This is a genomic window from Streptomyces sp. NPDC045846 (assembly GCF_056431605.1).
In genome coordinates this window covers 25,116-49,358 of record NZ_JBWKKJ010000012.1, presented here as the reverse complement: position 1 = coordinate 49,358, position 24,243 = coordinate 25,116, and the positions used below count along the sequence as shown (strand labels likewise).

Annotated in this window: 27 protein-coding genes and 1 pseudogene; 14 read left to right on the top strand and 14 right to left on the bottom strand. The window is 71.1% G+C overall.

What is annotated here, in order from left to right:
- Window positions 1-32 precede the first annotated feature (32 nt).
- The gene (miaA, locus tag AC07F3_RS30735) at window positions 33-971 is read right to left on the bottom strand and encodes a tRNA (adenosine(37)-N6)-dimethylallyltransferase MiaA (RefSeq protein WP_479117686.1); all 939 of its coding nucleotides are present in this window, start codon (window positions 969-971) and stop codon (window positions 33-35) included.
- Window positions 972-1,153: 182 nt separating this feature from the next.
- Between miaA and AC07F3_RS30730 the strand changes: the two genes are divergently transcribed.
- Window positions 1,154-1,444: a hypothetical protein gene (locus AC07F3_RS30730; RefSeq protein WP_479117685.1), complete on the top strand. Its 291-nt coding sequence runs from the start codon at window positions 1,154-1,156 to the stop codon at window positions 1,442-1,444.
- Window positions 1,445-1,464: 20 nt separating this feature from the next.
- Entirely contained in the window at window positions 1,465-1,731 is a 267-nt protein-coding gene (locus AC07F3_RS30725; protein ID WP_479117684.1) for an antitoxin, read from the top strand.
- A gap of 75 nt (window positions 1,732-1,806) precedes the next feature.
- Here the strand turns inward: AC07F3_RS30725 and AC07F3_RS30720 are convergent, their stop codons facing one another.
- Window positions 1,807-2,508, bottom strand: coding sequence for a class III extradiol dioxygenase subunit B-like domain-containing protein (locus AC07F3_RS30720; protein ID WP_479117683.1), 702 nt, complete (start codon window positions 2,506-2,508; stop codon window positions 1,807-1,809).
- Window positions 2,509-2,556: 48 nt separating this feature from the next.
- Entirely contained in the window at window positions 2,557-4,044 is a 1,488-nt protein-coding gene (miaB, locus tag AC07F3_RS30715) for a tRNA (N6-isopentenyl adenosine(37)-C2)-methylthiotransferase MiaB (protein WP_479117682.1), read from the bottom strand.
- Window positions 4,045-4,113: 69 nt separating this feature from the next.
- Between miaB and AC07F3_RS30710 the strand changes: the two genes are divergently transcribed.
- Window positions 4,114-5,109, top strand: a complete 996-nt coding sequence (locus AC07F3_RS30710; RefSeq protein WP_479117681.1) for a TAXI family TRAP transporter solute-binding subunit — start codon at window positions 4,114-4,116, stop codon at window positions 5,107-5,109.
- A gap of 279 nt (window positions 5,110-5,388) precedes the next feature.
- On the opposite strand, the gene AC07F3_RS30705 is transcribed toward AC07F3_RS30710, so the two are convergent.
- Both AC07F3_RS30705 and AC07F3_RS30700 read right to left on the bottom strand, forming a co-directional pair.
- Complete coding sequence (locus AC07F3_RS30705) at window positions 5,389-6,792, bottom strand: sensor histidine kinase (RefSeq protein ID WP_479117680.1); 1,404 nt, start codon at window positions 6,790-6,792, stop codon at window positions 5,389-5,391.
- A 15-nt stretch (window positions 6,793-6,807) separates the two neighbouring features.
- Entirely contained in the window at window positions 6,808-7,509 is a 702-nt protein-coding gene (locus AC07F3_RS30700; protein ID WP_479117679.1) for a response regulator transcription factor, read from the bottom strand.
- Between the two features lie 285 nt (window positions 7,510-7,794).
- Between AC07F3_RS30700 and AC07F3_RS30695 the strand changes: the two genes are divergently transcribed.
- The 8 genes from AC07F3_RS30695 (at window position 7,795) to AC07F3_RS30660 (ending at window position 14,819) form a co-directional block, all read left to right on the top strand.
- The gene (locus tag AC07F3_RS30695) at window positions 7,795-8,580 is read left to right on the top strand and encodes an amino acid ABC transporter ATP-binding protein (protein ID WP_479117678.1); all 786 of its coding nucleotides are present in this window, start codon (window positions 7,795-7,797) and stop codon (window positions 8,578-8,580) included.
- Between the two features lie 337 nt (window positions 8,581-8,917).
- The gene (locus AC07F3_RS30690; RefSeq protein WP_479117677.1) at window positions 8,918-9,838 is read left to right on the top strand and encodes a glutamate ABC transporter substrate-binding protein; all 921 of its coding nucleotides are present in this window, start codon (window positions 8,918-8,920) and stop codon (window positions 9,836-9,838) included.
- A gap of 94 nt (window positions 9,839-9,932) precedes the next feature.
- Window positions 9,933-10,580, top strand: coding sequence for an amino acid ABC transporter permease (locus tag AC07F3_RS30685; RefSeq protein WP_479117676.1), 648 nt, complete (start codon window positions 9,933-9,935; stop codon window positions 10,578-10,580).
- A complete protein-coding gene (locus AC07F3_RS30680) occupies window positions 10,577-11,473 on the top strand; it encodes an amino acid ABC transporter permease (protein ID WP_479117675.1) in 897 nt (298 codons plus the stop codon). The genes AC07F3_RS30685 and AC07F3_RS30680 overlap by 4 nt, the downstream gene beginning before the upstream one ends.
- Window positions 11,474-11,616: 143 nt before the next feature.
- Window positions 11,617-13,278: an FAD-dependent monooxygenase gene (locus tag AC07F3_RS30675; RefSeq protein ID WP_479117674.1), complete on the top strand. Its 1,662-nt coding sequence runs from the start codon at window positions 11,617-11,619 to the stop codon at window positions 13,276-13,278.
- Between the two features lie 351 nt (window positions 13,279-13,629).
- Complete coding sequence (locus tag AC07F3_RS30670; RefSeq protein WP_311605579.1) at window positions 13,630-13,716, top strand: putative leader peptide; 87 nt, start codon at window positions 13,630-13,632, stop codon at window positions 13,714-13,716.
- Window positions 13,717-13,806: 90 nt separating this feature from the next.
- On the top strand, window positions 13,807-14,391 hold the full coding sequence (locus tag AC07F3_RS30665; protein ID WP_479117673.1) for a cupin domain-containing protein: 585 nt from the start codon (window positions 13,807-13,809) through the stop codon (window positions 14,389-14,391).
- On the top strand, window positions 14,388-14,819 hold the full coding sequence (locus AC07F3_RS30660; protein WP_479117672.1) for a rhodanese-like domain-containing protein: 432 nt from the start codon (window positions 14,388-14,390) through the stop codon (window positions 14,817-14,819). The genes AC07F3_RS30665 and AC07F3_RS30660 overlap by 4 nt, the downstream gene beginning before the upstream one ends.
- A 283-nt stretch (window positions 14,820-15,102) precedes the next feature.
- On the opposite strand, the pseudogene recX reads toward AC07F3_RS30660, so the two are convergent.
- Window positions 15,103-15,795 (bottom strand): annotated as a pseudogene (gene recX, locus AC07F3_RS30655) (recombination regulator RecX); the annotation flags it as partial.
- Entirely contained in the window at window positions 15,729-16,853 is a 1,125-nt protein-coding gene (recA, locus tag AC07F3_RS30650) for a recombinase RecA (protein WP_479117671.1), read from the bottom strand. The pseudogene recX and the gene recA, both read right to left, overlap by 67 nt.
- A gap of 376 nt (window positions 16,854-17,229) precedes the next feature.
- On the opposite strand from recA, the gene AC07F3_RS30645 reads away from it, so the two are divergent.
- The gene (locus tag AC07F3_RS30645; RefSeq protein WP_479117670.1) at window positions 17,230-17,604 is read left to right on the top strand and encodes a VOC family protein; all 375 of its coding nucleotides are present in this window, start codon (window positions 17,230-17,232) and stop codon (window positions 17,602-17,604) included.
- A gap of 66 nt (window positions 17,605-17,670) precedes the next feature.
- Here the strand turns inward: AC07F3_RS30645 and AC07F3_RS30640 are convergent, their stop codons facing one another.
- Both AC07F3_RS30640 and AC07F3_RS30635 read right to left on the bottom strand, forming a co-directional pair.
- Window positions 17,671-17,979 carry a hypothetical protein gene (locus AC07F3_RS30640; RefSeq protein ID WP_479117669.1) on the bottom strand — a complete coding sequence of 103 codons (309 nt, stop codon included), beginning with the start codon at window positions 17,977-17,979 and terminating at the stop codon, window positions 17,671-17,673.
- Window positions 17,976-18,731, bottom strand: coding sequence for an AzlC family ABC transporter permease (locus AC07F3_RS30635; protein ID WP_479117668.1), 756 nt, complete (start codon window positions 18,729-18,731; stop codon window positions 17,976-17,978). The genes AC07F3_RS30640 and AC07F3_RS30635 overlap by 4 nt, the downstream gene beginning before the upstream one ends.
- A 68-nt stretch (window positions 18,732-18,799) precedes the next feature.
- Between AC07F3_RS30635 and AC07F3_RS30630 the strand changes: the two genes are divergently transcribed.
- Window positions 18,800-19,480 (top strand): CGNR zinc finger domain-containing protein, encoded by a 681-nt coding sequence (locus tag AC07F3_RS30630; protein ID WP_479117667.1) that lies wholly within the window; start codon window positions 18,800-18,802, stop codon window positions 19,478-19,480.
- 19 nt (window positions 19,481-19,499) lie between these two features.
- On the opposite strand, the gene AC07F3_RS30625 is transcribed toward AC07F3_RS30630, so the two are convergent.
- Together AC07F3_RS30625 and AC07F3_RS30620 are read right to left on the bottom strand one after the other, a co-directional pair.
- Window positions 19,500-20,588 (bottom strand): AI-2E family transporter, encoded by a 1,089-nt coding sequence (locus AC07F3_RS30625; RefSeq protein ID WP_479117841.1) that lies wholly within the window; start codon window positions 20,586-20,588, stop codon window positions 19,500-19,502.
- Window positions 20,589-20,897: 309 nt separating this feature from the next.
- A complete protein-coding gene (locus AC07F3_RS30620; protein ID WP_479117666.1) occupies window positions 20,898-21,092 on the bottom strand; it encodes a DUF3046 domain-containing protein in 195 nt (64 codons plus the stop codon).
- 80 nt (window positions 21,093-21,172) lie between these two features.
- Between AC07F3_RS30620 and AC07F3_RS30615 the strand changes: the two genes are divergently transcribed.
- Entirely contained in the window at window positions 21,173-22,105 is a 933-nt protein-coding gene (locus tag AC07F3_RS30615) for a hypothetical protein (RefSeq protein ID WP_479117665.1), read from the top strand.
- A gap of 57 nt (window positions 22,106-22,162) precedes the next feature.
- Here the strand turns inward: AC07F3_RS30615 and AC07F3_RS30610 are convergent, their stop codons facing one another.
- From AC07F3_RS30610 to AC07F3_RS30600, 3 genes are all read right to left on the bottom strand, one after another.
- A complete protein-coding gene (locus AC07F3_RS30610) occupies window positions 22,163-22,471 on the bottom strand; it encodes an AzlD domain-containing protein (RefSeq protein ID WP_114040967.1) in 309 nt (102 codons plus the stop codon).
- Entirely contained in the window at window positions 22,468-23,286 is an 819-nt protein-coding gene (locus AC07F3_RS30605; RefSeq protein ID WP_479117664.1) for an AzlC family ABC transporter permease, read from the bottom strand. Before AC07F3_RS30605 ends, AC07F3_RS30610 begins: the two co-directional genes overlap by 4 nt.
- 101 nt (window positions 23,287-23,387) lie before the next feature.
- Entirely contained in the window at window positions 23,388-24,242 is an 855-nt protein-coding gene (locus tag AC07F3_RS30600) for an AraC family transcriptional regulator (RefSeq protein WP_479117663.1), read from the bottom strand.
- Window position 24,243: the final 1 nt, after the last annotated feature.

Below are 24,243 nucleotides of genomic sequence, written 5' to 3'. Positions count from 1 at the left end.
GACCGGCGGAGCGTCCCGATGCCATCACGTGATCAGGCTGTAACCGCTCGTTCGACCAACGCCAGCGCCTGGTGCGGGAGTTCCGCCCGGTGCTCCGCGGCTCCGCTCAGCCAGTGGACGCGTGGATCGCGCCGGAACCAGGAGTCCTGACGGCGTGCGAAGCGCTTGGTGGCGCGCACGGTTTCGGCGCGCGCCTCGTCCTCGGTGCACTCACCGGCGAACGCGGCGAGAACCTGCTGGTAGCCGAGCGCCCGTGAAGCGGTGCGCCCTTCGCGCAGTCCGCGCTCCTCCAGAGCCCGCACCTCGTCGATCAGTCCCGCTTCCCACATCCGGTCGACGCGCACCGTGATCCGCTCGTCGAGCTCCGGCCTGCCGACATCGACGCCGATCTGGACGGTGTCGTACACCGACTCGTGGGTGGGGAGGTTGGCCGTGAACGGCCGGCCGGTGATCTCGATCACCTCAAGGGCGCGGACGATCCGGCGGCCGTTGCTCGGCAGGATCGCGCGGGCCGCCTCGGGGTCGGCGGCGGCGAGGCGAAGGTGCAGGGCGCCGGGCCCCTCCGCGTCCAGTTCGCTCTCCAGGCGGGCGCGTACGGCCGGGTCGGTGCCGGGGAAGTCCAGCACGTCGATCGCGCCGCGCACATAGAGCCCGGACCCGCCGACGAGGACAGGGGTCCGCCCCTCGGCGAGCAGCCGGTCGATCTCCGCGCGGGCCAGCTTCTGGTAGGTGGCCACGTTGGCGGGTTCGGTCACGTCCCAGATGTCGAGCAGGTGGTGCGGGACGCCGCCGCGCTCGTCGAGCGTCAGCTTGGCGGTACCGATGTCCATCCCCCGGTAGAGCTGCATGGAGTCGGCGTTGACGACCTCGCCGCCCAGCTGCTGGGCGAGGAAGACGCCCAGATCGGACTTTCCGGCCGCGGTCGGACCGACGACGGCGATGACCCGCGGTGCGGGAGCTGCACTTCTCACTGACACAGTCTCGCAAACCTCCCCGCCCCTCCTCGAACGAGCTACGTGACGAGGCACGGGTGGGTTCGTTGCCTGTTGCGAGGTTCCGAACGCCGGTTTGTTGACCGGTGCCGCCGGGCGACGCAATGAGGCGCTCCGATTGGCACGGGATTTCGCCCACACGAGTACGCTATGGAGTAGATATGGGCGTTTTTTCAAGGTTTCGCCGTAAGGCCGACGCGGCTGTCGCGGAGTCGACCGAGGAAGTGAAGGCCGCCACGCTGACGGCGGACCCGGAGACGAAGACCGAGGGCGACACCGACGCCTCGGCCGACGCTCCGGCGGCCGAGGCTTCCGAGGTCTCCGAGACGGACGAGCGGACCGGGGCGGCTGAGCCCGCCGAGTCCGCCGCCGCGGAGGGGGTCGAGATCCCCAAGCAGCAGTCGGCCGAGGAAGCGGCGGACAACGAGGCCGGCGAAAGCGCTCGGAAGTAGTTTCACAGGGAAGGTGCCCCATGGGTTTCCTGGACCAATTGAAAGCCAAGCTGGCCCCGGCCAGGGACAAGGTCTCCGACCTCGCGCAGCAGCACGGGGACAAGATCGACCAGGGCCTGGAGAAGGCCGCCAGGCTCGTCGACGAGAAGACCAAGGGCAAGTACAGCGACAAGATCCAGTCGGGTACGGGAAAGGCCAAGGAAGCCCTGGACCGCATGTCCCACAAGGACGACGGCGGCACGCCCCCCAACGAAGGCGGGGGGACGCCGCCCGCGTCCGCGTCCTGAACCACGCGCGCCGGAGGGCCGTGGAGCTGTCCGCTCCACGGCCCTCCGGCGTGTGCTCCTCCGCTTCGCGGGGTTTCAGGACCAGACGCCGACGAAGTAGCCGACTCCGTAAGGCGCGTCCTCATGGAGCAGCCGGCCGGCGAGGCCCGCGTCACGGGCCGCACCGGCGAGCACCTGCCAGGGCGCGCGGCCCGCGGCCTTCAGTTCGTACGCCAGCTTGTCGTCCAGGCCCATCAGGGTGTTGGTGTCGGCGGCGCCGAGGGCGGTGGACGCGACTTGGTCGAAGCTCGCGGCCCGCTCGTCCAGATAGCCGGGCGCCTTGAGGGTGCGGCAGGCGCTGCCGTCGCCCATGACGAGGAGCGCGACCCGGCCGCCCTTGGCGGCCAGTTCCTCTCCGGCGGCGACGCAGAGCCTGGGCTCCGTCGTCTCAGCGACGGCCAGTCCCTCGACGGGCGCGTCCGCCCACCCGGCCCGTTCCAGGAGCCAGGCGCCGACCGTGAGCGACAGCGGAAGCCGCTGCTCGCCGGCTTCGCCCGGCCCGAGGCGTACGGAGACGTCCACGCCGTACCCGGCGAACGAGCCGACCGCCCCTTGCAGGAATGCACCCCCGTGCTCCGCGGGGCCGACCACGACCAGAAGGTCGGGCCGGGACGCGGCGAGGACGCCGACGGCATCCGCGCAGGCGTCGCGCGCCGCGTCGAGTTCCGGCGCGGCACCGGCGGCGACCTCCGGCACGAGGAGAGGCGGGCAGGGGCAGACAGCGGCGGCTACGAGCATGATCCGCAGCCTAGTCCGCTTCCGGCGCCCGGGCCCTGCGGTCCGGACTCAGAGCACCGAACAGCCGCCAGTGGGTTCCGGGAGCGGCGCGGGGGCGCCGATCGACGGCAGGCCGAGCATCACACCGGCGGGCTTCTGCGCGGGCGCGGCGTTGCGCTTCTCCCAGGCGTCGCCCGCGCGGGTCCGGCGTACGGCCGTCGTCGGGCCCTCGGCGAGCAGGTGGTGCGGGGCGGCGTAGGTGATCTCGACGGTCACCACGTCGCCCGGGCGCACCTCTTCGTCCGGCTTGGTGAAGTGCACCAGGCGGTTGTCGGGGGCACGGCCGGAGAGGCGGTGCGTGGAGCCGTCCTTGCGGCCCTCGCCCTCGGCGACCATGACCTCCAGGACACGGCCGACCTGCTTCTTGTTCTCCTCCCAGGAGATCTCCTCCTGAAGGGCGGACAGGCGCATGTAGCGGTCCTGCACGACCTCCTTGGGGATCTGCCCGTCCATCGTCGCCGCCGGGGTCCCGGGGCGCTTGGAGTACTGGAAGGTGAACGCGTTCGCGAAGCGGGCCTCGCGGACCGTGTGCATGGTCTGCTCGAAGTCCTCCTCGGTCTCGCCGGGGAAGCCCACGATGATGTCGGTGGAGATGGCGGCGTGCGGAATGGCGGCGCGCACCTTCTCGATGATCCCGAGGAAACGCTCCTGCCGGTACGAGCGGCGCATCGCCTTGAGCACCGTGTCCGAACCGGACTGCAGGGGCATGTGCAGCTGCGGCATCACGTTCGGGGTCTCGGCCATGGCGGCGATCACGTCGTCCGTGAAGTCACGCGGGTGCGGCGAGGTGAAGCGGACCCGCTCCAGGCCCTCGATGGTGCCGCAGGCGCGCAGCAGCTTGCTGAAGGCCTCGCGGTCCCCGATGTCCGAACCGTAGGCGTTGACGTTCTGCCCGAGCAGCGTGATCTCGGAGACGCCCTCGGCGACCAGCGCCTCGATCTCGGCCAGGATGTCGCCGGGACGGCGGTCCTTCTCCTTGCCGCGCAGCGCCGGGACGATGCAGAAGGTGCACGTGTTGTTGCAGCCCACCGAGATGGACACCCAGGCCGCGTACGCCGACTCGCGGCGGGTCGGCAGCGTGGAGGGGAACGCCTCCAGGGACTCGGCGATCTCGACCTGCGCCTCCTCCTGGATGCGGGCGCGCTCCAGGAGCACCGGCAGCTTGCCGATGTTGTGCGTCCCGAAGACGACATCGACCCAGGGGGCCCGCTGCACGATGGTGTCGCGGTCCTTCTGGGCGAGGCAGCCGCCGACGGCGATCTGCATGCCGGGCCGCTTCGTCTTCATCGGGGCGAGCCTGCCGAGATTGCCGTACAGCTTGTTGTCGGCGTTCTCCCGCACCGCGCAGGTGTTGAAGACGACGACATCGGCATCACCGTCGGCGCCCTCGGGCGCGCGGACGTAACCGGCCCCCTCAAGGAGGCCGGACAGCCGCTCGGAGTCGTGGACGTTCATCTGGCACCCGTAGGTGCGCACCTCGTAGGTCTTCGCACTCATCTCGTACACCAGGGTACGGGGCCCGCCACCCCCTGGTCCTCGCGGGCGATGAACTGGCAGGATCCAGCCATGCTCCCCGCTCTGTCCCGGCTCGCCCGCAACCGCGTCCTGCAAGGGTCCGCGGCCGCCCTGGTGACCGTCGGGCTGCTCGCGTGGTGGCTCTTCCCCTTCGGCAGCCCGTCCCCCGCGGGGACCATCGACTTCAGCACGGGCGTGCGCACCGGGGTCTACCAGCGGTACGGCGAGCTGCTTGAGCAGGCACTCGCGAGCGACCTGCCGGACGTCCGCGTCAATCTCCGCACGAGCCAGGGTTCGCAGCAGAACCTGGAGCGCCTGGCCGACGGGATCTCCGACTTCACCGTCGCCACGGCGGACTCCGTCGACAAGTTCCGCCGGGACAACAAGCCCGGCGCGGACCGGCTGCGCGGCTGCGCCCGGCTGTACGACGACTACGTACAGCTGGTGGTGCCCCAGGACTCCCCGGTGCGCTCCGTCGCGGACCTGCGCGGCAAGCGGGTCGCCGTCGGGCAGGACGGTTCCGGGGTGCGCCTGCTCGCCGACCGCCTGCTCCCGGCCGCCGGACTGAACCCGCAGAAGGACATCACTCCCATCCCCGCGGGCATCGACACCATGCCCGACCTGCTGCGGAACAAGCAGATCGACGCCTTCTTCTGGTCCGGGGGGCTGCCGACGACGGCCGTCCTCAAGCTCTCCGAGGCATACCCGATCCGGTTGATCCCGCTCGCGGACCTGGTGTCGGCCCTGCACAAGGCGGACGGCAGCACGGGCTACTACCGGGCGGCGACCATGCCCGCCGACGCCTACCCGAAGGCCCAGCGGGGTGTCCCGGTGCCGACCATCGCCGTCGCGAACCTCCTCGTCACCACCGACCGCACGAACGCCGCCCTGACCGAGGGCTTCACCCGCACGGTGATAAACAGCCGCGACCGCATCGGACGCGAGGTGCACGCGGCCCAGCTGGTGGACCTCCGGACAGCGATCTATACGGACCCGCTGCCGCTGCACGACGGGGCGCGGGACTACTACCGGTCGGTCAAGCCGTGACGGATGGCTGTCCTGGCGAGGGTCGGGGGGCGGGGGTTGTCGGTCGTCGGTCGTCGGTCGTCGGTCGTCGGTCGTCGGTCGTCGGTCGTCGGTCGTCGGTCGTCGGTCGTCGGTCAGATGATGACCGCTGAACTCTGATCTCTGTCAGCCGTCAGCCGTCAGCCGTCAGCCGTCAGCCGTCAGCCGTCAGCCGTCAGCCAGATGATGACCGCTGGCATTTGAAATCTGTCAACGGTCGGCCTGGCATCCCACGACCTCACGCCCTCACGCCTCGCTCCCTCACGCCCCCGGTTGCGTACGCGGCACCGTGACGGTCACGCGGAGGCCGTGCGGGTCGTGGTGGGCGTAGGCGATGGTTCCGCCACCTGCCGCGAGCAGGGCGCGTGAGATGGAGAGGCCGAGGCCGGAGCCCTTGACGTTCTGGTGGCGGCTCGCGCGCCAGAAGCGGTCGCCGATGCGGCCCAGTTCCTCGTCGGAGAGGCCCGGGCCCAGGTCGGTCACGGTCACGGTGGCCCTGGAGCCGTCGACCGCGACGGTGACCCGCACGTCCTCGCCTTCGGGGGTGAACTTCAGCGCGTTGTCGATCACGGCGTCCAGGGCACTGGACAGCGCCACCGGGTCCGCCCAGCCGGTGGCCGCGGCCGAGCCGTCGGCGATCAGGCGTACGCCCTTGTCCTCGGCGAGCGGCCGCCACGCGGCGACCCGCTCCCCCACCAGCGCCCCGATGTCGGTGAGTTGGAGATCGGCCGCGGCGTGTTCGGCCAGCGCCAGGCCGAGCAGGTCGTCGAGCACCTGGGCGAGGCGCTTGCCCTCGGTGCGAACCGAGGCGATCTCCTCGTTCCCTTCGGGGAGTTCGAGTGCGAGGAGCTCGATGCGGAGCAGCAGGGCGGACAGCGGGTTGCGCAGTTGGTGCGACGCGTCGGCGACGAAGGCCCGCTGCTGTTCGAGCACCTCTTCGACGTTGTCGGCCATCTCGTTGAACGAGCGGGCCAGTCTTCGGAGTTCCGGGGGCCCTCCGGCAGCGGCGACGCGCGAGTTCATGCGTCCGGTCGCGATGTCGTGGGTGGCTGCGTCCAGGACGCGTACGGGCCTGAGCACCCAGCCGGTCAGCCGGACTGCCGCTCCGACCGCGAGCAGCATGGCCGCGAGCTCGCCCGCCGCGATGAGGAGCCAGCCGTGCAGGGTGTTGGAGCGCATGCTTCCGGTGGGCGACTCGGTGACCACGACCGCGATCACGTCACCCTCGCGCACCACGGGCGAGGCCACCACGAGGCGGCCTCGCTGCCAGGGCCACACCTGGGCGGGGTCGTGGCTGCGGCGACCGGCCAGGGCCTCGTGGAAGGCCATGTAGCCCTCACCCTTGGCGGGGATGTGCCAGCCGCGCGGGGCGCTCGCCATGGCCGTGCCGTTGCGGAAGAAGACGCCCGCGTTGATTCCGTACAGGGTCGAATAGCGGGTGAGCTCCTCCTCCAGCGTGGTCAGGCGTTCCGCGCTGTTGGTGTCGTTGCCGTCGGGGGCCGTGACGAACTGGGCCAGCGCGGCGAAGCGCGCCGTGTCGTCGATGCGGTCCACGACCACCCGTTGCTGCTGCGCGCGGGCCACGCTCAGGGCGAGCGGAAAGCCGAACGCGACCAGCACGAGCGCGAGCAGGAAGATGAGGAGCGGGAGAAGGCGGGTACGCACCGGGGTGCTCGGGCCTCAGTGGGCGGCCGGCGCGACGAGCCGGTAGCCGACGCCGCGCACGGTCTCGATCAGTGCGGGCATGCGCAGTTTGGAGCGCAGGGAGGCGACGTGCACTTCGAGGGTGCGGCCGGTCCCTTCCCAACTGGTGCGCCACACCTCGCTGATGATCTGCTCCCGGCGGAACACGACACCGGGCCGCTGGGCCAGCAGCGCGAGCAGGTCGAACTCCTTGCGGGTCAGCTGCACGCTCTCGCCGTCGACGCTGACCCGGCGGGTGGGAAGGTCGATCTGCACGCGGCCGAGCCGCAGTTCGGCCTCGACGGACTCGGGCCGGGCGCCCGGCGGCGGGCGCCGGATCACGGCGTGGATACGGGCGATGAGCTCGCCGGTGTCGTACGGCTTGACCACGTAGTCGTCGGCGCCCAGGTTCAGGCCGTGGATGCGCGACCGGACGTCGGCGCGGGCGGTCACCATGATCACCGGGGTGGCGGTGCGCTTGCGGATCTTGCCGCAGACCTCGTAGCCGTCCTGGTCGGGCAGCCCGAGGTCGAGCAGGACCACACCGAAGGGTGGTTTGGCACTGCGATCGTCAGGAAGGAGCGCCTGGAGCGCCTCCTCGCCGTTGCGGGCGTGCTTCACCTCGAACCCGTGCTTGCCGAGCACGGCGGACAGGGCGGCGGCGACATGGTCGTCGTCCTCGACGAGCAGCAGTCTCATGGCCCCCCTCCCTGGATGTTCCTCGGCCCACCGGCCTGGACTCTCATCGGCCGCATCACGGCATGTACCCCCGAATCCATGCCCATGGGCGCCGCTTCGGTCAAGGGGGCGCCCGCCCTTGCGCACCATCCGTTACGGAGCCGGTATTCCCCCGGTGTGCTCGCTCACCCAGAGTGCTTCCACGCAACCGGATCGTTATGCTCAAGTTCCGCTCAGATGTAATGACGCTGGTCACAACTCCCCACTACGGTCCTCCCCAACCGAGGAGGACGGAGCAAGAAGCCGATGAGCGGAGTATCAGTGGCCAAGGGGACCGAGGACGCCGTACCCGCGTCGGGTGACCTGGTCGTGCTGAACAACGTCAACAAGCACTTCGGCGCGCTGCATGTGCTCCAGGACATCGACCTGACCATCGCCCGTGGCGAGGTCGTCGTCGTCATCGGGCCCTCGGGGTCCGGGAAGTCCACGCTGTGCCGCACCATCAACCGCCTGGAGACGATCGATTCCGGGGCGATCTCGATCGACGGCAAGCCGCTGCCCCAGGAGGGCAGGGAGCTGGCGCGGCTGCGTGCCGACGTCGGCATGGTCTTCCAGTCGTTCAACCTCTTCGCGCACAAGACGGTGCTGGAGAACGTCATGCTGGGCCAGGTGAAGGTCCGCAAGGCCGACAAGCAGAAGGCCGAGCAGAAGGCCCGCACCCTGCTCGACCGGGTCGGCGTCGGCACCCAGGCCGACAAGTACCCGGCGCAGCTCTCCGGCGGCCAGCAGCAACGCGTCGCGATCGCACGGGCGTTGGCGATGGATCCGAAGGTGATGCTCTTCGACGAGCCCACGTCGGCGCTCGACCCCGAGATGATCAACGAGGTCCTCGAGGTCATGCAGCAGCTGGCGCGGGACGGGATGACGATGGTCGTCGTCACCCACGAGATGGGCTTCGCCCGCTCCGCCGCGAACCGGGTCGTCTTCATGGCCGACGGCAAGATCGTCGAAGAGGCCACGCCGGACCAGTTCTTCAGCAACCCTCGCAGCGACCGGGCCAAGGACTTCCTGTCGAAGATCCTGCACCACTGACGACCATCGGCTGACAGACGCCAACTGACGTACGGCAGCTGACAGATGACAGGTAGCAGATGGCGGATGACAGATGGCAACCACCGGATGCCGGGATGTCAGGCGCCAGCTGCCGGATGACACCGTCGGCCTGACGGATGACGTCCGCCGGGCCGACGGCTACCGCCCGATGTCCAGCGCCCGCCGCCCAACGCCTGACAGTCACCAGATCGCAACTGTCAGATGCCGGATAACGGATGACAGACGGCAGAGATCCGATGTCAACTGACCCTCGACGCTTGGCAATTGTCGGCCGACCGATGACGACCAACGACCCACGACGCAAGGAATGTTCGCCATGATGCTCCGCAAGTCCGCCGCCGTCGCGGCGATCGCCGCGCTCGCCCTGACCGCGACCGCCTGTGGCGGCAAGTCCGGCTCCGCCGGTGACAAGCAGTCGGCCCAGCCGGGCTCCAGCGGCGCACCGCAGCTGCCGACCTACACCGTCGCCTCGAACGTCACCCTCGACTCGGCGACCTTCAAGGCGGCCAAGTCGCGCGGCAAGCTGATCATCGGCTCCAAGGCCGACCAGCCCTACCTCGGCTTCGAGGACCAGTCGACCAAGGAGCGCTCCGGCTTCGACGTCGAGATCGCCAAGATGATCGCCGCCGACCTGGGCTTCAAGGCCGACCAGATCGAGTGGAAGACCGTCGACTCCGGCGTGCGCGAGACCGCGATCTCCAAGGGGCAGGTCGACTACTACGTCGGCACCTACACGATCAACGACAAGCGCAAGAAGCTCGTCGGCTTCGCCGGACCGTACTACAAGGCCGGTGCCGACCTGCTCGTCCGCAAGGACGACACCTCCATCACCGGCAAGGACTCCGTCAAGGGCAAGAAGGTCTGCTCGATCGTCGGCTCCACGCCGCTGCAGGAGATCAAGAAGCCCGAGTACGGCGCCTCCGTCGTCGAGCTCTCCAAGTACTCGGACTGCGTGCAGCAGCTCCTGTCCAAGCAGGTCGACGCGGTCACCACCGACGACGCGATCCTCAAGGGCTACGCCGCCAAGAACTCCGGCAAGCTCCACGTGGTCGGCAAGCCGTTCACCGAGGAGCCGTACGGCATCGGCATGAACAAGGACGACAAGGCGCTGCGCGACTTCATCAACGCCGCCCTGGAGAAGCACGAGCAGGACGGCACCTACAAGAAGATCTACGACGCCACGCTCGGCCTGTCCGGCTCCACCTACCAGGCCCCGCCGGCCGTCGTCCGCTACTGACCGACACCGCTGGAAGCGCCCCGTACCCGGTACGGGGCGCCAAGCCCTGCCGCCACCCGATGACCCAGCCGCTGCCCGCCGACGCGGAGACCTCATGAACGTACTGCTCGACCATTTCGCGGACTTCCGCGACGGCTTCATAGGCACCGTGGAGATCACGGCCGTCAGCTCGGTCATCGCCCTGGTGCTCGGCCTGCTGCTCGCCGGATTCCGGGTCTCCCCCGTGCCGCCGCTGCGCTTCTTCGGCACCGCCTGGGTGACGCTGCTCCGCAACACCCCGCTCACGCTGCTGTTCCTGGTCTTCTTCTTCGTCGTGCCGGAGATCCTCTTTCCCGGGATGAGCCCGTTCCTGCTGGGTTCGCTCGCGCTCGGCTTCTACACCGCCTCGTTCGTCTGCGAGGCCGTCAGGTCCGGCATCAGCACGGTGCCGCTGGGTCAGGCCGAGGCCGCGCGCTCGATCGGCATGAGCTTCACGCAGACCCTGCGCATCATCGTGCTTCCGCAGGCGACACGGACGGTCATCCCCCCGCTGAGCTCCATCTTCATCGCCCTCACCAAGAACTCGGCGATCGCCGGAGCCTTCAGCGTCACCGAACTGTTCGGCTGGCAGAAACTGATGAGTGACCAGGGATATGACATCGTCCCCGTCTTCCTGTGGGTTGCTCTCGGCTATCTGATCGTCACCTTCGCCATGAGCGGTCTCTTCCGCCTGCTTGAGCGCCGCATGGAGGTCGCCCGATGAGCGCCAGCGTTCTCTACGACGCCCCCGGCCCCAAGGCCGTCGTACGCAACCGGATCTACGCCGTCATCGGCTCCCTCGCGCTGCTCGCCCTGATCGCCGTCGCGATCGTCCGGCTCTCGGACAAGGGCGACCTCGACTACGCGATGTGGGACATCTTCAACTACGCGGGCATCCGGCAGAACATCGCCGACGCGGTCCTCGCCACCCTCAAGGCGTTCGGCCTCGCCGCCGTGGGTTCGCTGGTGCTCGGCGTACTGCTCGCGGTGGCCCGGCTCTCCGACCACAAGCCGGTCCGCTGGGCGGCCACCGCCTTCATCGAGCTGTTCCGTTCCATCCCGCTGCTCATCACGATCTACGCGGTCTGGGTCGGGTTCCTCACCGACTACTCGATGTGGGCACTGGCCCTCGGCCTGTCGATCTACAACGGCTGCGTCCAGGCCGAGGTGCTGCGCGCCGGCGTCAACTCCGTGCCCAAGGGGCAGCGCGAGGCGGCGTACGCACTGGGCATGAGCAAGACGCAGGTCATGACCAGCGTCCTCATGCCGCAGGCCGTCCGGGCGATGCTGCCGACGATCATCAGCCAGCTCGTCGTCACCCTCAAGGACACCTCGCTCGGCTTCATCATCCTGTACCCGGAGCTGCTCCAGACCGCGCGTCTGATCGCGAGCAACACCCAGGTCAACGGCCAGTACCCGTACGTCTCGACCATTGTCGTCATCGGCTCCATCTACGTGGCGATGTGTCTGGTGCTCTCGGCGCTCGCCACCTGGATCGAGAAGCGCGGTCGCCGGGCGAAGACCGGCATCGCCATGGGGTCGGCCCCCGGCACGGGCACCCTGCTTGCTGCCGAAGGGGCCGACGGTCCCGACGTGGCACCCGCGTCGACGAACTGACGGCACATGAGGCAGTGACGTTCGCGTCGCTGCCTCCGTCACTTGACGCAAGCACGCGCAGTGGGTTGCATACGTTCTGTGATCGTGCACCGGGTTCCCCGCGCCACCTGCAAGCCGTCCCGACCCGCGTCGGGAGCCACGCCGTGGACCCGGTGATCGTCGTCGGCGCGGGTCCGGTCGGACTCGCGCTGGCACTCTCCCTCGCCGCCCAGGGTGTGCCGTCCGTGGTCCTCGACGAAGGCCCGGGCGACGACGAAGCCCGCCCCGTCCGCACCGTCGTACTGCGCCCGGACACCGCCTCCTTCGTGGCGGGCCTCGGCGGCACCACGGTGCGCGACGCGGGCACCCGCTGGGTCGCCTGGCGGTCCATGCGGCGCGGTCGGCTGGTGCGCCACGTCGCGTTCGGCGAGGCCCCGGACGCGGACCCGTCGCCGGTCCACCTGCCACAGCACGCCTTGACGCGCGGGCTGCGCGACACCCTCGCCGCGTCCGGTCTCGTACGCGTGGTCACGCAGAGCCGCGTCGACACATTGGAACAGGACGCCGCAGGGGTCTCGGTCCACACCTCGGGCCCCGGCGGCACCTGGTGGCGCGGCAGCTACGTCATCGGCTGCGACGGCGCCCGCTCCACCGTCCGCAAACTGCTCGACATCCGCTTCGCCGGTCGCACGGCGGTGGAACGCCAGGCCGTCGTGACACTGCGCACCGAACTCCCCTGGCCCGGCGAGGCGTTGCTCCACCGGCTGCCTCCGTGGCGCGCCAGCGGCGACGAGGTGACGGCCCGCCCGCTCCATGACGGCGTCTGGCGACTGGACTGGCTGCTCCCGCCCCGCGCCGAACTGGTCACGCCCGACGCCCTGGTGGGCCGCGTCCGGGACACGCTGGCGGGCTGGTGCGGGTCGACACCGCCGTACGAGCTCCTCGACACCGGCGTCCACACCGTGCACCACCGTCTGGCTCGGCGCTGGCGGGTCCGCCGCGCCTTCCTGGCCGGGGACGCCGCGCACCTCCTCGGCGCGCTCGGTACGCAGGCCCTGGACGAGGGCCTGCGAGACGCGCAGAACCTCGCCTGGAAGCTGGCCCAGGCCTGGCACCACGGCGCCTCGGAGGTGCTCCTGGACAGCTACCAGACGGAACGCCGGGCGGCGGTCGCGGCCCGGCTGCGCGCGGCCGACCAGTCCCTGCCGATCCTGCGCGGCGGCGCCGGGCCGCGCGGCTGGATTCCGGGCGCCGCACGCGGCCACGACGCGCTCGTGACCGACGGCCACCTGGGGCGCGGGCCGCTCGGCGCGCCCCCCGCCTACCCGCACTCCCCCCTCATGCCCCCCTACGCCGAGTCCCATATCCCGGTGGGCACGCAACCGGGCGCACCCGTCGCCGACGTGGGCGTCACGGCCCCCGACGGCTCGGCCGTGACCCTGCGGGACCGGCTCGGCAAGGGCAGACTCCTGGTCGTCCTGGTCGCGCCGGGCACCGGCGTGTGGGACCGCCGCCACTGGCTCACGGCCGGCATCATGCCCCGCTTGACCGCCGCGGTGTCGGCACTGCCCTTGGACGCCGAACTCCTGGTGGCCGAGGACTACCCCGGCGCCCCCGCCCACACCGTCCTACTCGTACGCCCCGACGGGCATTTGGTCGCAGCGTTCAACGGCGTACAGCCCGCACAACTGCACGCTGCAGCCGATGCGGTACGGGGTGAAGCGGGGAGGGGCGATGCTGGTGGGGGTGTTGAGGATCCTGGCGCGAGTGCTGGCGCGGCAGCAGATGTCGCGGAGGCGGAGGGACGGACGGCGGACGTCAACTGACTTCTGTTAGTGGTCAGTTGATGCACGAATTGGCCTGGTTGGTATCTGTCAGCCGGTGATTGGTGCCTGTCATCTGACGGCGGCTAATTGAAATCTGGCGTCTGTCCTCTGCCATCTGTCATCTGTCATCTGTCATCAGCCAGCGGTGATGGGTCATGGGTCGCCTGACGGCTGACGGCTGACGGCTGACGGCTGACGGCTGACGGCTGACGGCTGACGGCTGACGGCTGACAATCAACGACTGGCAGACGACCAACAGCCACCCCACACCCAGCCGCCCCTACTCACCTCCGATATCCGCCATCTGAACACCGATTGACCGACACCTCCGCTCATGGTCTACTCCGGAACGTGACCGACACCGATGTGCGCCTGTGGCGGAGGGTCCATATGGACCTCGTCCGCTATGCGGGCTGCGTGTGTCGTCCGTCCTGCTGATTCGCCTTCTTCCTTCGCGCCGTGCCGCCGCGCCCTTGTGTCGCCGACGGCCGTACGCGCGCATTCGCGAACTCCTCAGGACGGTCTGCCGTGTCGCTCTCCGTAAGTACCCCTGCCACCCCCGCCCCTGGCCCCGACTCCGACTCCGCCTCCGCCTCCGACTCCGCCTCCGCCTCCGCCTCCGCTCCGACCGAAACAGAACTGCTCGACTTCGTTCGACGTACCGCTGCGGACTCCGCGCTGGTCGCCTCCTTGCCCCTCGACGTGGAGGGCCGCACCTGGATTCGCCTCGACGGGCCGGGCGGCAGCGAAGCCTGGCTGATCGGCTGGCCGCCGGGGACCGGTACGGGATGGCACGACCACGGCGGCTCCCACGGCGCGTTCGCCACCGCGTCCGGCGCGCTGCGCGAGGACTCGCTGGCGGCCCGGCTGCCCACCGAGGGCTGGAAGACCCTGGAACTGGCCGAAGGGCTGGACCGTTCAAGGGAGTTGGGCGCCGGGAAGGGGCGGGCGTTCGGGCCGCATCATGTGCACGAGGTGCGGAACGAATCGGGCACCCAGCATGCGATCTCCGTGCACGCCTACTATCCGCCGCTCCCGCTCATCCGGCGTTACAGCCGTACGGGCGCGGTGCTCCGCATCGAGCAGGTCGAGCGTCCGGAGGACTGGCAGTGAGCGCGGAACGTACACAACCGGTGGGCATCGACGTCCTGCTCGACCGGGTCAGGGCCGACCTCGACCGGGTGACCGCCGAGGAGGCCTTCGCGGAAGCAGCCGCCGGTGCCCTTCTGGTGGACATCCGGTATGCGGCGCTGCGCGACCGGGACGGCCTGATCCCCGGAGCCCTGGTGGTGGAGCGCAACGAACTGGAATGGCGACTCGATCCTCAGGGCAGCCACCGCGCCGTCGAGGCGACCGGCCACGATCTGCGGGTGGTGGTGATCTGCAACGAAGGGTACGCCTCGTCCCTCGCGGCAGTGTCGCTACGGCAGTTGGGGCTGCACCGGGTGACCGACCTGATCGGCGGCTATCAGGCGTGGCGCGCGGCCGGTCTACCGATCACTGCTCCAGCCACGGCTCCAGCCACCGCTCCGGCCGACTGACCAGCCCGGGCGCAGCGGCGCCCCTGGTCGACCGGCCAGGGGCGTGCGCGTCCAGGCCGAAGGCCACACGCCACCCTCGCGAGTCACCACATCCCCGGACCATGCCTCACCCGTCACACCTCACGGATCACACCTCGCAGGCAACACCGCGCCAGCCCCGCCCCATGCCACTCGCAGGCGACACCGCGCGGACTCCACCTCACGCCACGCGGATCACGAGGCGCGCAACGCATGACGTGCCCCACCCTGCGCCCCTCGCCCATCGGCTCAAGCGGCGCACGCCTCACATCTCGTACAGGTCGTCCGCGTTCTCGCCCTCCTGCTCCAGGGCCTGGCGGACCACTCTCAGGGCCATGCCCTCCGGATACCCCTTGCGGGCCAGCATCCCGGCGAGGCGGCGGATCCGGCGGTCGCGGTCGAGGCCCCGGGTGGAGCGGAGTTTGCGCGCCACCAGTTCGCGTGCCGTGTCCTCCTCCCGGTCGGAGTCGAGCTGGGCGACGGCCTCGTCGATGACCGAGGAGTCCACACCCTTGGTGCGCAGCTCGCGTGCCAGTGCGCGACGGGCGAGGCCACGCCCGTGGTGGCGGGACTCCACCCAGGCGTCGGCGAACGCCGCGTCGTTGATCAGTCCGACTTCCTCGAAGCGGGAGAGGACCTCGTCGGAGACGTCATCGGGAATCTCCCGCTTCTTCAGGGCGTCGGCGAGCTGTTTGCGTGTCCGGGGGGTCCCGGTGAGCAGGCGCAGGCAGATGGCCCGCGCCCGCTCAGCCGGGTCCTGCGGCGGCGGCTCCTTCTCGGCCCTCGACGAGTCGGTGCCGTCGCCCGTTCCATCCGGGCCGCCCCGTCGGGAGCGGGTCCTCCTCGGACCCGGCTCCTCGGGGTCGGCCCATTCGGTCCTGCGCGTCACCGCTAGCTCTTGGCAGCGGCGGCCTTGGCCGTCTTGGCCTTGGTGGCCGGGGCCGGCACCGCGGCCGCGTCCGCCGCGGGGGCGCTCTCGCCGGAGGCGTCCTTGCCGGGCTCGGCCGTCGGCTCCTCCGGCCGGACACCGACGCCCAGCTTCTCCTTGATCTTCTTCTCGATCTCGTTGGCGAGATCGGGGTTGTCCTTCAGGAAGTTACGGGCGTTCTCCTTGCCCTGGCCGAGCTGGTCGCCCTCGTACGTGTACCAGGCACCCGCCTTGCGGACGAAGCCGTGCTCGACGCCCATGTCGATCAGGCCGCCCTCGCGGCTGATGCCCTGGCCGTACAGGATGTCGAACTCGGCCTGCTTGAAGGGCGGCGCGACCTTGTTCTTGACGACCTTGACGCGGGTGCGGTTGCCCACCGCGTCCGTGCCGTCCTTGAGCGTCTCGATGCGGCGGATGTCGAGACGTACCGAGGCGTAGAACTTCAGCGCCCGGCCACCGGTCGTGGTCTCCGGGGAGCCGAACATCACGCCGATCTTCTCGCGGAGCTGGTTGATGAAGATCGCGGTGGTCTTGGACTGGTTGAGCGCGCTGGTGATCTTCCGGAGCGCCTGGCTCATCAGACGGGCCTGGAGGCCCACGTGCGAGTCGCCCATCTCGCCCTCGATTTCCGCGCGCGGCACCAGGGCCGCCACGGAGTCGATGACGATCAGGTCGAGCGCGCCGGAGCGGACCAGCATGTCGACGATCTCCAGCGCCTGCTCGCCGTTGTCCGGCTGCGACAGGATCAGGTTGTCGATGTCGACGCCGAGCTTCTTCGCGTACTCGGGGTCAAGGGCGTGCTCCGCGTCCACGAACGCCACCGCGCCGCCGGCCTTCTGGGCGTTGGCCACGGCGTGCAGCGTCAGGGTCGTCTTGCCGGAGGACTCCGGGCCGTACACCTCCACCACGCGGCCGCGCGGCAGACCGCCGACGCCGAGCGCCACGTCGAGCGCGGTCGACCCGGTGGGGATGACCTCGATGGGCTCATTCGGCCGCTCGCCCAGGCGCATCACCGCGCCCTTCCCGAATTGCCGTTCAATCTGTGCGAGCGCGGCGTCGAGCGCCTTCTCGCGGTCAGTTCCTGCCATGGGTTCCACCCGATTTGCTTGAGTCGATCGCTTCACGTCAAAGACGCTAACCCCTGCCACTGACAATGGGCCCCGACGTCCTTCCAGCCTGTGGATAACTCCACCGGAATCGCGGTGGAACCCGTGCAAACACAGGGCCGGAACCCCATGAGAATGGATGTTCGATTTTGGTGTCAAGCGCACCACGCGGGCCGGAGCGCCCCGTTCCGGCCCGCCGCCAGTTCCGGCCCACCTTCTTGCCGCTCCGCCTCGATCGAGCCCCGCCACGCACCCCACGGCGAACGGCCCGGCGCCGCGCATGGCCGACCTTGCGACGGGTACGACCCCTCCCGTAACGGGGACGTCGCGGAAGCGGCCGGAGAGCGAGGAGTACGTCATGATCCGAAAGCTGCAGGCGGTCGCGCTGGACTGCGCCGACCCGGTACGGCTCGCGGAGTTCTACGCGGAGCTGCTGGGCGGCCGGGTGGTGGCGGACCAGGACGACGACGGCTGGGTCGAGGTGCACGGGTTCGAGGGAGCGCCGCTGGCCTGTCAGCGGGTGGACGGCTACCGGCCGCCCGAGTGGCCCGGCCAGCAGCACCCGCAACAGCTCCACCTGGACTTCGACGTGGACGACCTCGACGGGGAGGAGAAGCGGGCGCTCGCCCTCGGCGCGACCGTGCTGGAGCGGACGGACCAGCTCCGCCCGGAGGCCAACTGGCGGGTCTACGCGGACCCGGCGGGCCACCCCTTCTGCCTCTGCTTCCACTGAGCGCGCCGAAGCCGGGCCACCCCTTTCGCGGCAGGCAGCCCGTCCAGCGTCCCGACCCCGCACGTCTCACCCCAGGGTGAACCTCAGCAGGGCGGCGACGGCCACCGCGCCCAGCAGGGCGACCGGCAGGGGCGCGCGGGCGAGGCGCAGGGCGACGGCGGCGGCGAGACCCGCCAGGGCCGTGCCGTCGACGGCTGCCCAGCGCGGCCCCGCAACCTCCACGACGACGAACCCGGCGAGCAGGGCGGGGGCCAGGAGGGCGATCACCGAGCGCGTACGGAACGGGAGTTCGCGGCCGCCGAGCAGCGCCGGGCCGACGCCCTTCAGGACGAAACTGAGCACCGCCACGGCGCCGATCGCCGTCCAGAGCATCATCGCGAGGCCTCCTTCGTGTCTGCCCGTTCCGCCGGGTCCGAACCGGTCGGTGTCGCTGCCGGGCGGCGGACCTGCGCGAGGAGGGCGGCCGCCGCGGCCCCGATCAGGGCCGGGCCGCTCGGCAGCACGAGGAGCAGCACCCCCGCGATCACCGCGCCCAGGACCGCGGGCAGTCGGCCCGCGCGGTTTCGGCGCACCTCGTCGAGCAGCAGGACCACGAACAGCCCTGGCGTGAGCACGTCGAGGCCAAGGGTGCGCAGCAGCGCGGGGTCGGGTGCCACCGCGACGCCCAGGGCGGTGCCCGCCACCCAGGCGGGCCACTGTGCGGCGGTCGCGCCGAAGAGGAAGGGGCGGTCGAACCGTCCGCCGCCCAGGTGCGCGGCGGCCCACGAGCCGTCGACCACGGCCTGCCCCTCCAGGGCGCGGCGCAGCCGGCCGCCGCGCAGATCCCTGGCGACGGCTATGCCCATAGGAACGAATCTGACGTTGACCAGCGCCGCGGCGGTCACGGCCGCGATCACTCCGCCGCCCGCTCCGAGCGTCGCGGCCAGCGCGAACTGCGCCGAGCCGGAGAAGACGATCAGCGAGCAGACGATGGGGGCGACCGGCCCCCAGCCCTGCGCCTGGCTGATCGCACCGAAGCTGATGGCCAGCAGGAACGACGCTGTCGCCAGCCCGGCTCCCGCCCTCAGTCCGGCGTGGAAGCGCTCGCGCGGCGTACCGCCGCCCCGCTCCGGCAGTTCACTGTCCATAACTCGACTCTAACAAGTTAAAGAGCTTTTGCTCGTTAGTTTTTCTGTCGGCCGCTTAGGATGGAACGGTGAGCTACACGAAGACCAGCCCCCCGGACCCGGGCCCGGCGGACCGGAGGGGCCAGGGCAGGGAGCAGGACCCGGTCGGGCCCTCGTTCGTCGGCGGCCATCCCGTCCTCGACTTCGTCAACACCGAGGCGTGGCGCTTGGACGAGACCCGCCGGGCCGAGCGGGTCACGGAGGGCTTCGCGGGCTGGCTCGACTGGGCTGCGAGGGCCGGACTATTCGGCGCCGACGCGACGGCGCGGTTGCGTGCCGCGGCCGACACGGCCGGCGAAGGCGCGACCGCGCGCGAACTGGCCGCGCTGCGGGCGCTGCGCGACTGTCTGGGTGCGCTGCTGGACGCTCTCACGCAGGGCCAGGAGCCTCCCGGGGCCGCCTGGGCGGCATTGCGTCAGACGCTGCTGCGCGCCCGTGAGGCGGCCGATCTGCCGCCCTCGCTTCCGCTGCGCTGGGAGCCGCGCGCCGAGCGGGCAGCGGATCTGCGGCACGCGCTCGCACTGCGGGCGGAGGAACTGCTGAGCGGCCCCGAGCTGTCGCGGGTGCGGCGTTGCGCGGGCCCCGGCTGCGGCTGGTTCTTCCTGGACCGCACGCGCGGCGGCACCCGGCGCTGGTGCAGCTCGGGCGACTGCGGCAACCGCGACCGCGCGCGCCGCCACTACGCGCGGACCCGGCGGGCCGCCTCCTGAGGCGGCTCGGGGAGTCGGTTCAGGCGGCGTCCGCGGGGGCCGAGGCGCGCGGCTGGTGCCTGCCGTGGACCCGGGGGTCGTCGCTCACGTCGTACCGCTTCACATAGGCGCCGAGGAACGCCTGCAGCGTGGCGACCGCCGGGATCGCGATGAGGGCGCCGACCGCGCCCATGAGGGCCGTGCCCGCGATCACCGAGCCGAAGGCGACCGCCGGATGGATGTCCACCGTCTTCGCCGTGAGCTTGGGTTGCAGCATGTAGTTCTCGAACTGCTGGTAGACCACGACGAACCCGAGCACCCACACCGCGTACCAGGGGTCCACGGTGAAGGCGATCAGCGTGGGCAGCGCCCCCGCCAGGTAGGTGCCGATGGTGGGGATGAACTGGGAGACCAGGCCCACCCAGACCGCCAGCGCCGGAGCGTACGGAACGCCCAGGATCACCAGCAGTACGTAGTGCGCGATGCCGGAGATGAGCGCCATGAGGCCGCGCGAGTAGAGGTAGCCGCCGGTCTTGTCGACCGCGATCTCCCAGGCCCGCAGCACCTCCGCCTGCCGGACCGGGGGCAGCACGGAGCAGATCGCCCGGCGCAGCCGCGGCCCGTCGGCGGCGAAGTAGAACGAGAACAAGAAGATCGTCAGCAGGCGGAACAGGCCGCCGAGGACGGTCGCGGAGACGTCGAGCACGCCGGTCGCGCTGTTCTGGACGTACTTCTGGAGCCAGTCGGAGTGGAGCAGACTGTCGCGCACCTCGACCCGCGAGAGCTCCGTGTGGAAGGTGTGGTTGACCCAGTTGATCACCGAGTCGAGGTACTTGGGGAACTGCTCGACCATGTCGACGATCTGCCCCGCCAGCATCGAGCCGAGCAGCACCACGAAGCCGACCGTGGCGATCGTCAGGGCGAGGAAGACCAGGAACGTGGCCAGGCCCCGGCGCATGCCGCGGGCCGCCATCCGGCCGACCGCGGGCTCCATGGCGAGGGCGACGAAGAACGCGATCAGGATGTTGATCAGCAGGCCGATGAGCTGGTGGAAGGCCCAACTGCCCAGCTGGAAACAGGCGTACAGGGCAAGGACGAGCACCGCGGCCCGGGGCAGCCAGCGGGGCATGCGGGCGGGACCGCCTGCCCTCAGGGGGCTCGCCGGAGGTTCGCCGGAGCCCGGCGGGTCGCCGCGCAGGCCGTCCGCCGGGCCGGCTCCGCGGTCGTCAGTGTCGATCTCATCAGTCGGTGCCACGGAGCAAGTCTCGCCCATGGGTCCGACAACGGGCCGCCGTACCCGATCCGGCCGCCCGACGGGGAGCCGCCCCCGTCACCCACAACAGGGGCCTTCACCCGAAGGCGGCCGTCCCGCGGTCCCGCGGCGGCGCGCACCCATCCTGTTTCGGCCACCGTCACGCGCGCCCCCGAGGGGCTGATGTCACCGCCTGTCGGCGGGCACGTCCATGGCGGCGCAGACCGCCCGCCAGACGTCCTTCGCCTCCCAGCCCGCGTCGAGCGCCTCGTGCACGGTGCGCCCGCCCAGTTCCGTCATCACATGGTCCCGTGCGAAGGAGTCCGCGTAGCCGGCGCCGAAGTGCTCGGACATCCGCTCCCAGAAAATCGTCAACCGCATGACTCAAGTATCCCGCCCCTGAGAGTGCAGCCCCGGCCGCAGGGCTTGCCCACGGCTCCAGGAGCCCTACCGTCTCCCCCATGGCTGGTTCCGGAGCATCCCCCCACTCCCCCGACTCACCCCTCGCGCGCGCCGAACACTTCATCTGGCTGACAGCCAGGGTGCTCGAACAGCGCCGGTTCGCCTATCACTTCCTCGGCAGGGACGCCGACGCCGTCGAGGCGGCACTCTCCGCCTATCAGGGTGACGACGGCGGCTACGGCCACGCGCTCGAACCCGATCTGCGCGGCCCCGTCAGCCAGCCCCTGCACACCGCGCACGCGCTGCGGGTCCTGGACTCGGTGGGCCGGGTCGGCGGGCAGCGCGTGGAGCGGATGTGCCGCTATCTGACGGACGTCTCCACCAAGGACGGCGCGCTGCCCGCGCTGCACCCCTCGCAGCGCGGCTATCCGGCAGCGCCGTTCGTCCCGGTGCTCGACGACCCGCCCAGCGCCCTGCTGACCACGGGCCCGGTGGTCGGGCTGCTGCACCGCAACGAGGTGTGGCACGCGTGGCTGTTCCGGGCCACCGACTTCTGCTGGGCCGCGGTCGACTCGCTGGGGCGGACGCATCCGTACGAGGTGGAGGCGGCCGTCGCCTTCCTGGACGGTGCCCCCGACCGGTCCCGCGCCGAGGCGGCCGCCGACCGGCTCGGCCGACTGGTCAGGGAGCAGGGGCTCGCGGTGCTCGACCCGGCACGGGCCGCCGACTATCCGGTCGCCGAGGGGTACGCCCCGGGCGAGCACCACTTCCCGCACGACTACGCGCCGGTGCCCGAGTCGCTGGCCCGCCGCTGGTTCACCGACGAGGAGATGAAGCGCTCGCTCGACCACCTGGAGGCGGAGCAGTGCGAGGACGGCGGCTGGCCGATCCGCTGGCGCGCGTGGGCGCCCGGCACGGCCCTGGAGTGCCGCCCCATGGTGACGATCGAGGCGCTGCGCACACTGCGGGCCCACGGCCGCGCCATCGGGTGACCTGGCGGGGCAGGGCGGGGTGGCCGGGCGCAGACCCGTCCGGCCGCCCCGCCCCGGTCAGCCGCCGAGGGCGCGTACGCCCGCCGTGACGAGTACGGCCGCCCCCACGATCACCAGGAACGGGGCGCGCAGCACCAGCGCGACGGCCGCTGCCGCGAGCCCGGCCGCCCGGGCGTCGAGCAGCACCTGGTGGCCGCTGCTGAAGGTCTGCTGCGCGGTGAGGGCGGCGAGCAGGGCCACCGGCAGCAGCGCGGCGAGCCGCTTGACGAGCGGTCGCTCCAGGGCTCCGGCGGGGACCAGCAGGCCGAGGAGCTTGACGAGGTAGCAGCCGAGGGCGGTGGCCGCGATGGCGATCCAGACGTTCAACGCGCTTCTCCCTTCGCGGAGTTCCCGCTCTCGCCCGGCCGTTCCGGGTCCATGCCGCCCTGGGACCCGTGTGTCCCGGACCCGGCCGGGTCGGTCCGCCCCGCCGGGGTCCGCCCCTTCAGGAAGAGCACGACGGGCGCGGCGAGCGCGGCGACCAGGACGGGCGCTCCGGCGGGCAGCACCGGCAGCAGCGCCAGGACGAGGACGACGGCGAGGGCGGCCGTGATGCGCTCGGTGGAGGTCGTGAGCATGGGCGCGAGGAGCGCGAGGAAGACCGCCGGGCTCGCGGCGTCCAGCCCCCAGGCGTCGGTGTCGCCCAGGGCCCGCGCGCCCAGGGCTCCGGCGAGCGTGGTCAGGTTCCACAGCACGTACAGGCTGAGACCGGTGACGGCGAAGCCGATGCGCGCGGCCCGCCGGGTCGGCTGGGCGAGGGTCACCGCGGTGGTCTCGTCGATCACCCATTGCGCCGCCAGTGGACGCAACGCCCTTGGCAGGGCGAGCAGTTGGGAAAGGCGCAGTCCGTAGAAGGCGTTGCGGGTGCCGAGGAAGAAGGCGCCCGCCGCCGCGGTGAACGGGTTCCCGCCCGCCGCGAGCGCGCCGACGAGGGCGAACTGCGAGGCGCCGGTGAACACGAGCAGGCTGAGCGCGCAGGTCTGCAGGAGGCCGAGTCCGGACCCGGCCGAGGTCACGCCGAAGGCGAACCCGGAGAGCCCGACGGCGATGCCGACGCCCAGGGCGTCGCGCACGACGGCCGCGTCGGGCTTCACCTCGGCTTCGGGGCGTATGTCTGGGGGTGCTGTCTGTTCTGCTGCCACCCCCCGGACGTTAGAAGAAGGCGGCGTCCCGTTCTTGTACGTTCTTGCACGCCGCCGTTCCGACGCGGCCTCCACCGCACTGCGCCCCCGCGTGCGCGCCCTCAGGCGCCCGCCCGCTCGCGGCGGTAGGCACCGGGCGTGACGCCGACGATCCGGGTGAAGTGCCGGTTGAGGTGCGGCTGGTCGGTGAAGCCCACGGCGACGGCGGCCTCGGCCGGGGCGGTTCCCGCGTCCAGGAGGCGGCGGGCCCGGCGTACCCGCTCGCCCGTTAGCCAGGTGTGCGGCGGCAGCCCGTACTCGGCCTTGAAGGCGCGCAGCAGCGCGAACGGGCTCGTGCCCAGCTCCTTCGCCAGCTGTTCCAGGGACGGCGGCTCGGCCAGCCGCTCCACCAGCCGGGCCCGCGCGGCCACCGCGGCACGCGCGCCCGCCGAACGGGCCGTGCGCTCGGGCAGGGCGTGGCCGTGGCGGCGCAGCAGCCGGGCGACGGCGATGCGCAGCACGCTGTCGGCGGTCAGCGCGTTGCCCTGCTCCGCCGCCCGGTGCACGTCCCGGATGAGCCGGGCGGTGTCCGGGTCCTCGACGATGTTCTCGGCGAATCCGGCGGTGCCGCGCAGGGTGGTGGTCTCCGCCGCGATCTCGGCGACGAGCCGCGCGGAGGGATAGAGCGTGGCGTACGTCCAGCCCTCGGGGACCCCGGCGTGCGCGGCGTGCGGAACCTCGGGGTTGATCATGACGACGGTGCCGGGGCGCGCCCGGAGCGTCTCGCCGGGCAGGACCACGTCCTCGACCCCGGTGCGGACCGCGCCGAGGACGAAGCCTTCGTGGGCGTGCCGCGGGAAGGAGTGGCTCACATATCTGGCCCGGAGCAGATCCAGGCCGGGCAGCTCCGGGTACCGCCAGTGCCGTGCCCATTCCTCGACCCCGTCCACGCCTTCATTCTCGCAGGTCCGGGCCATT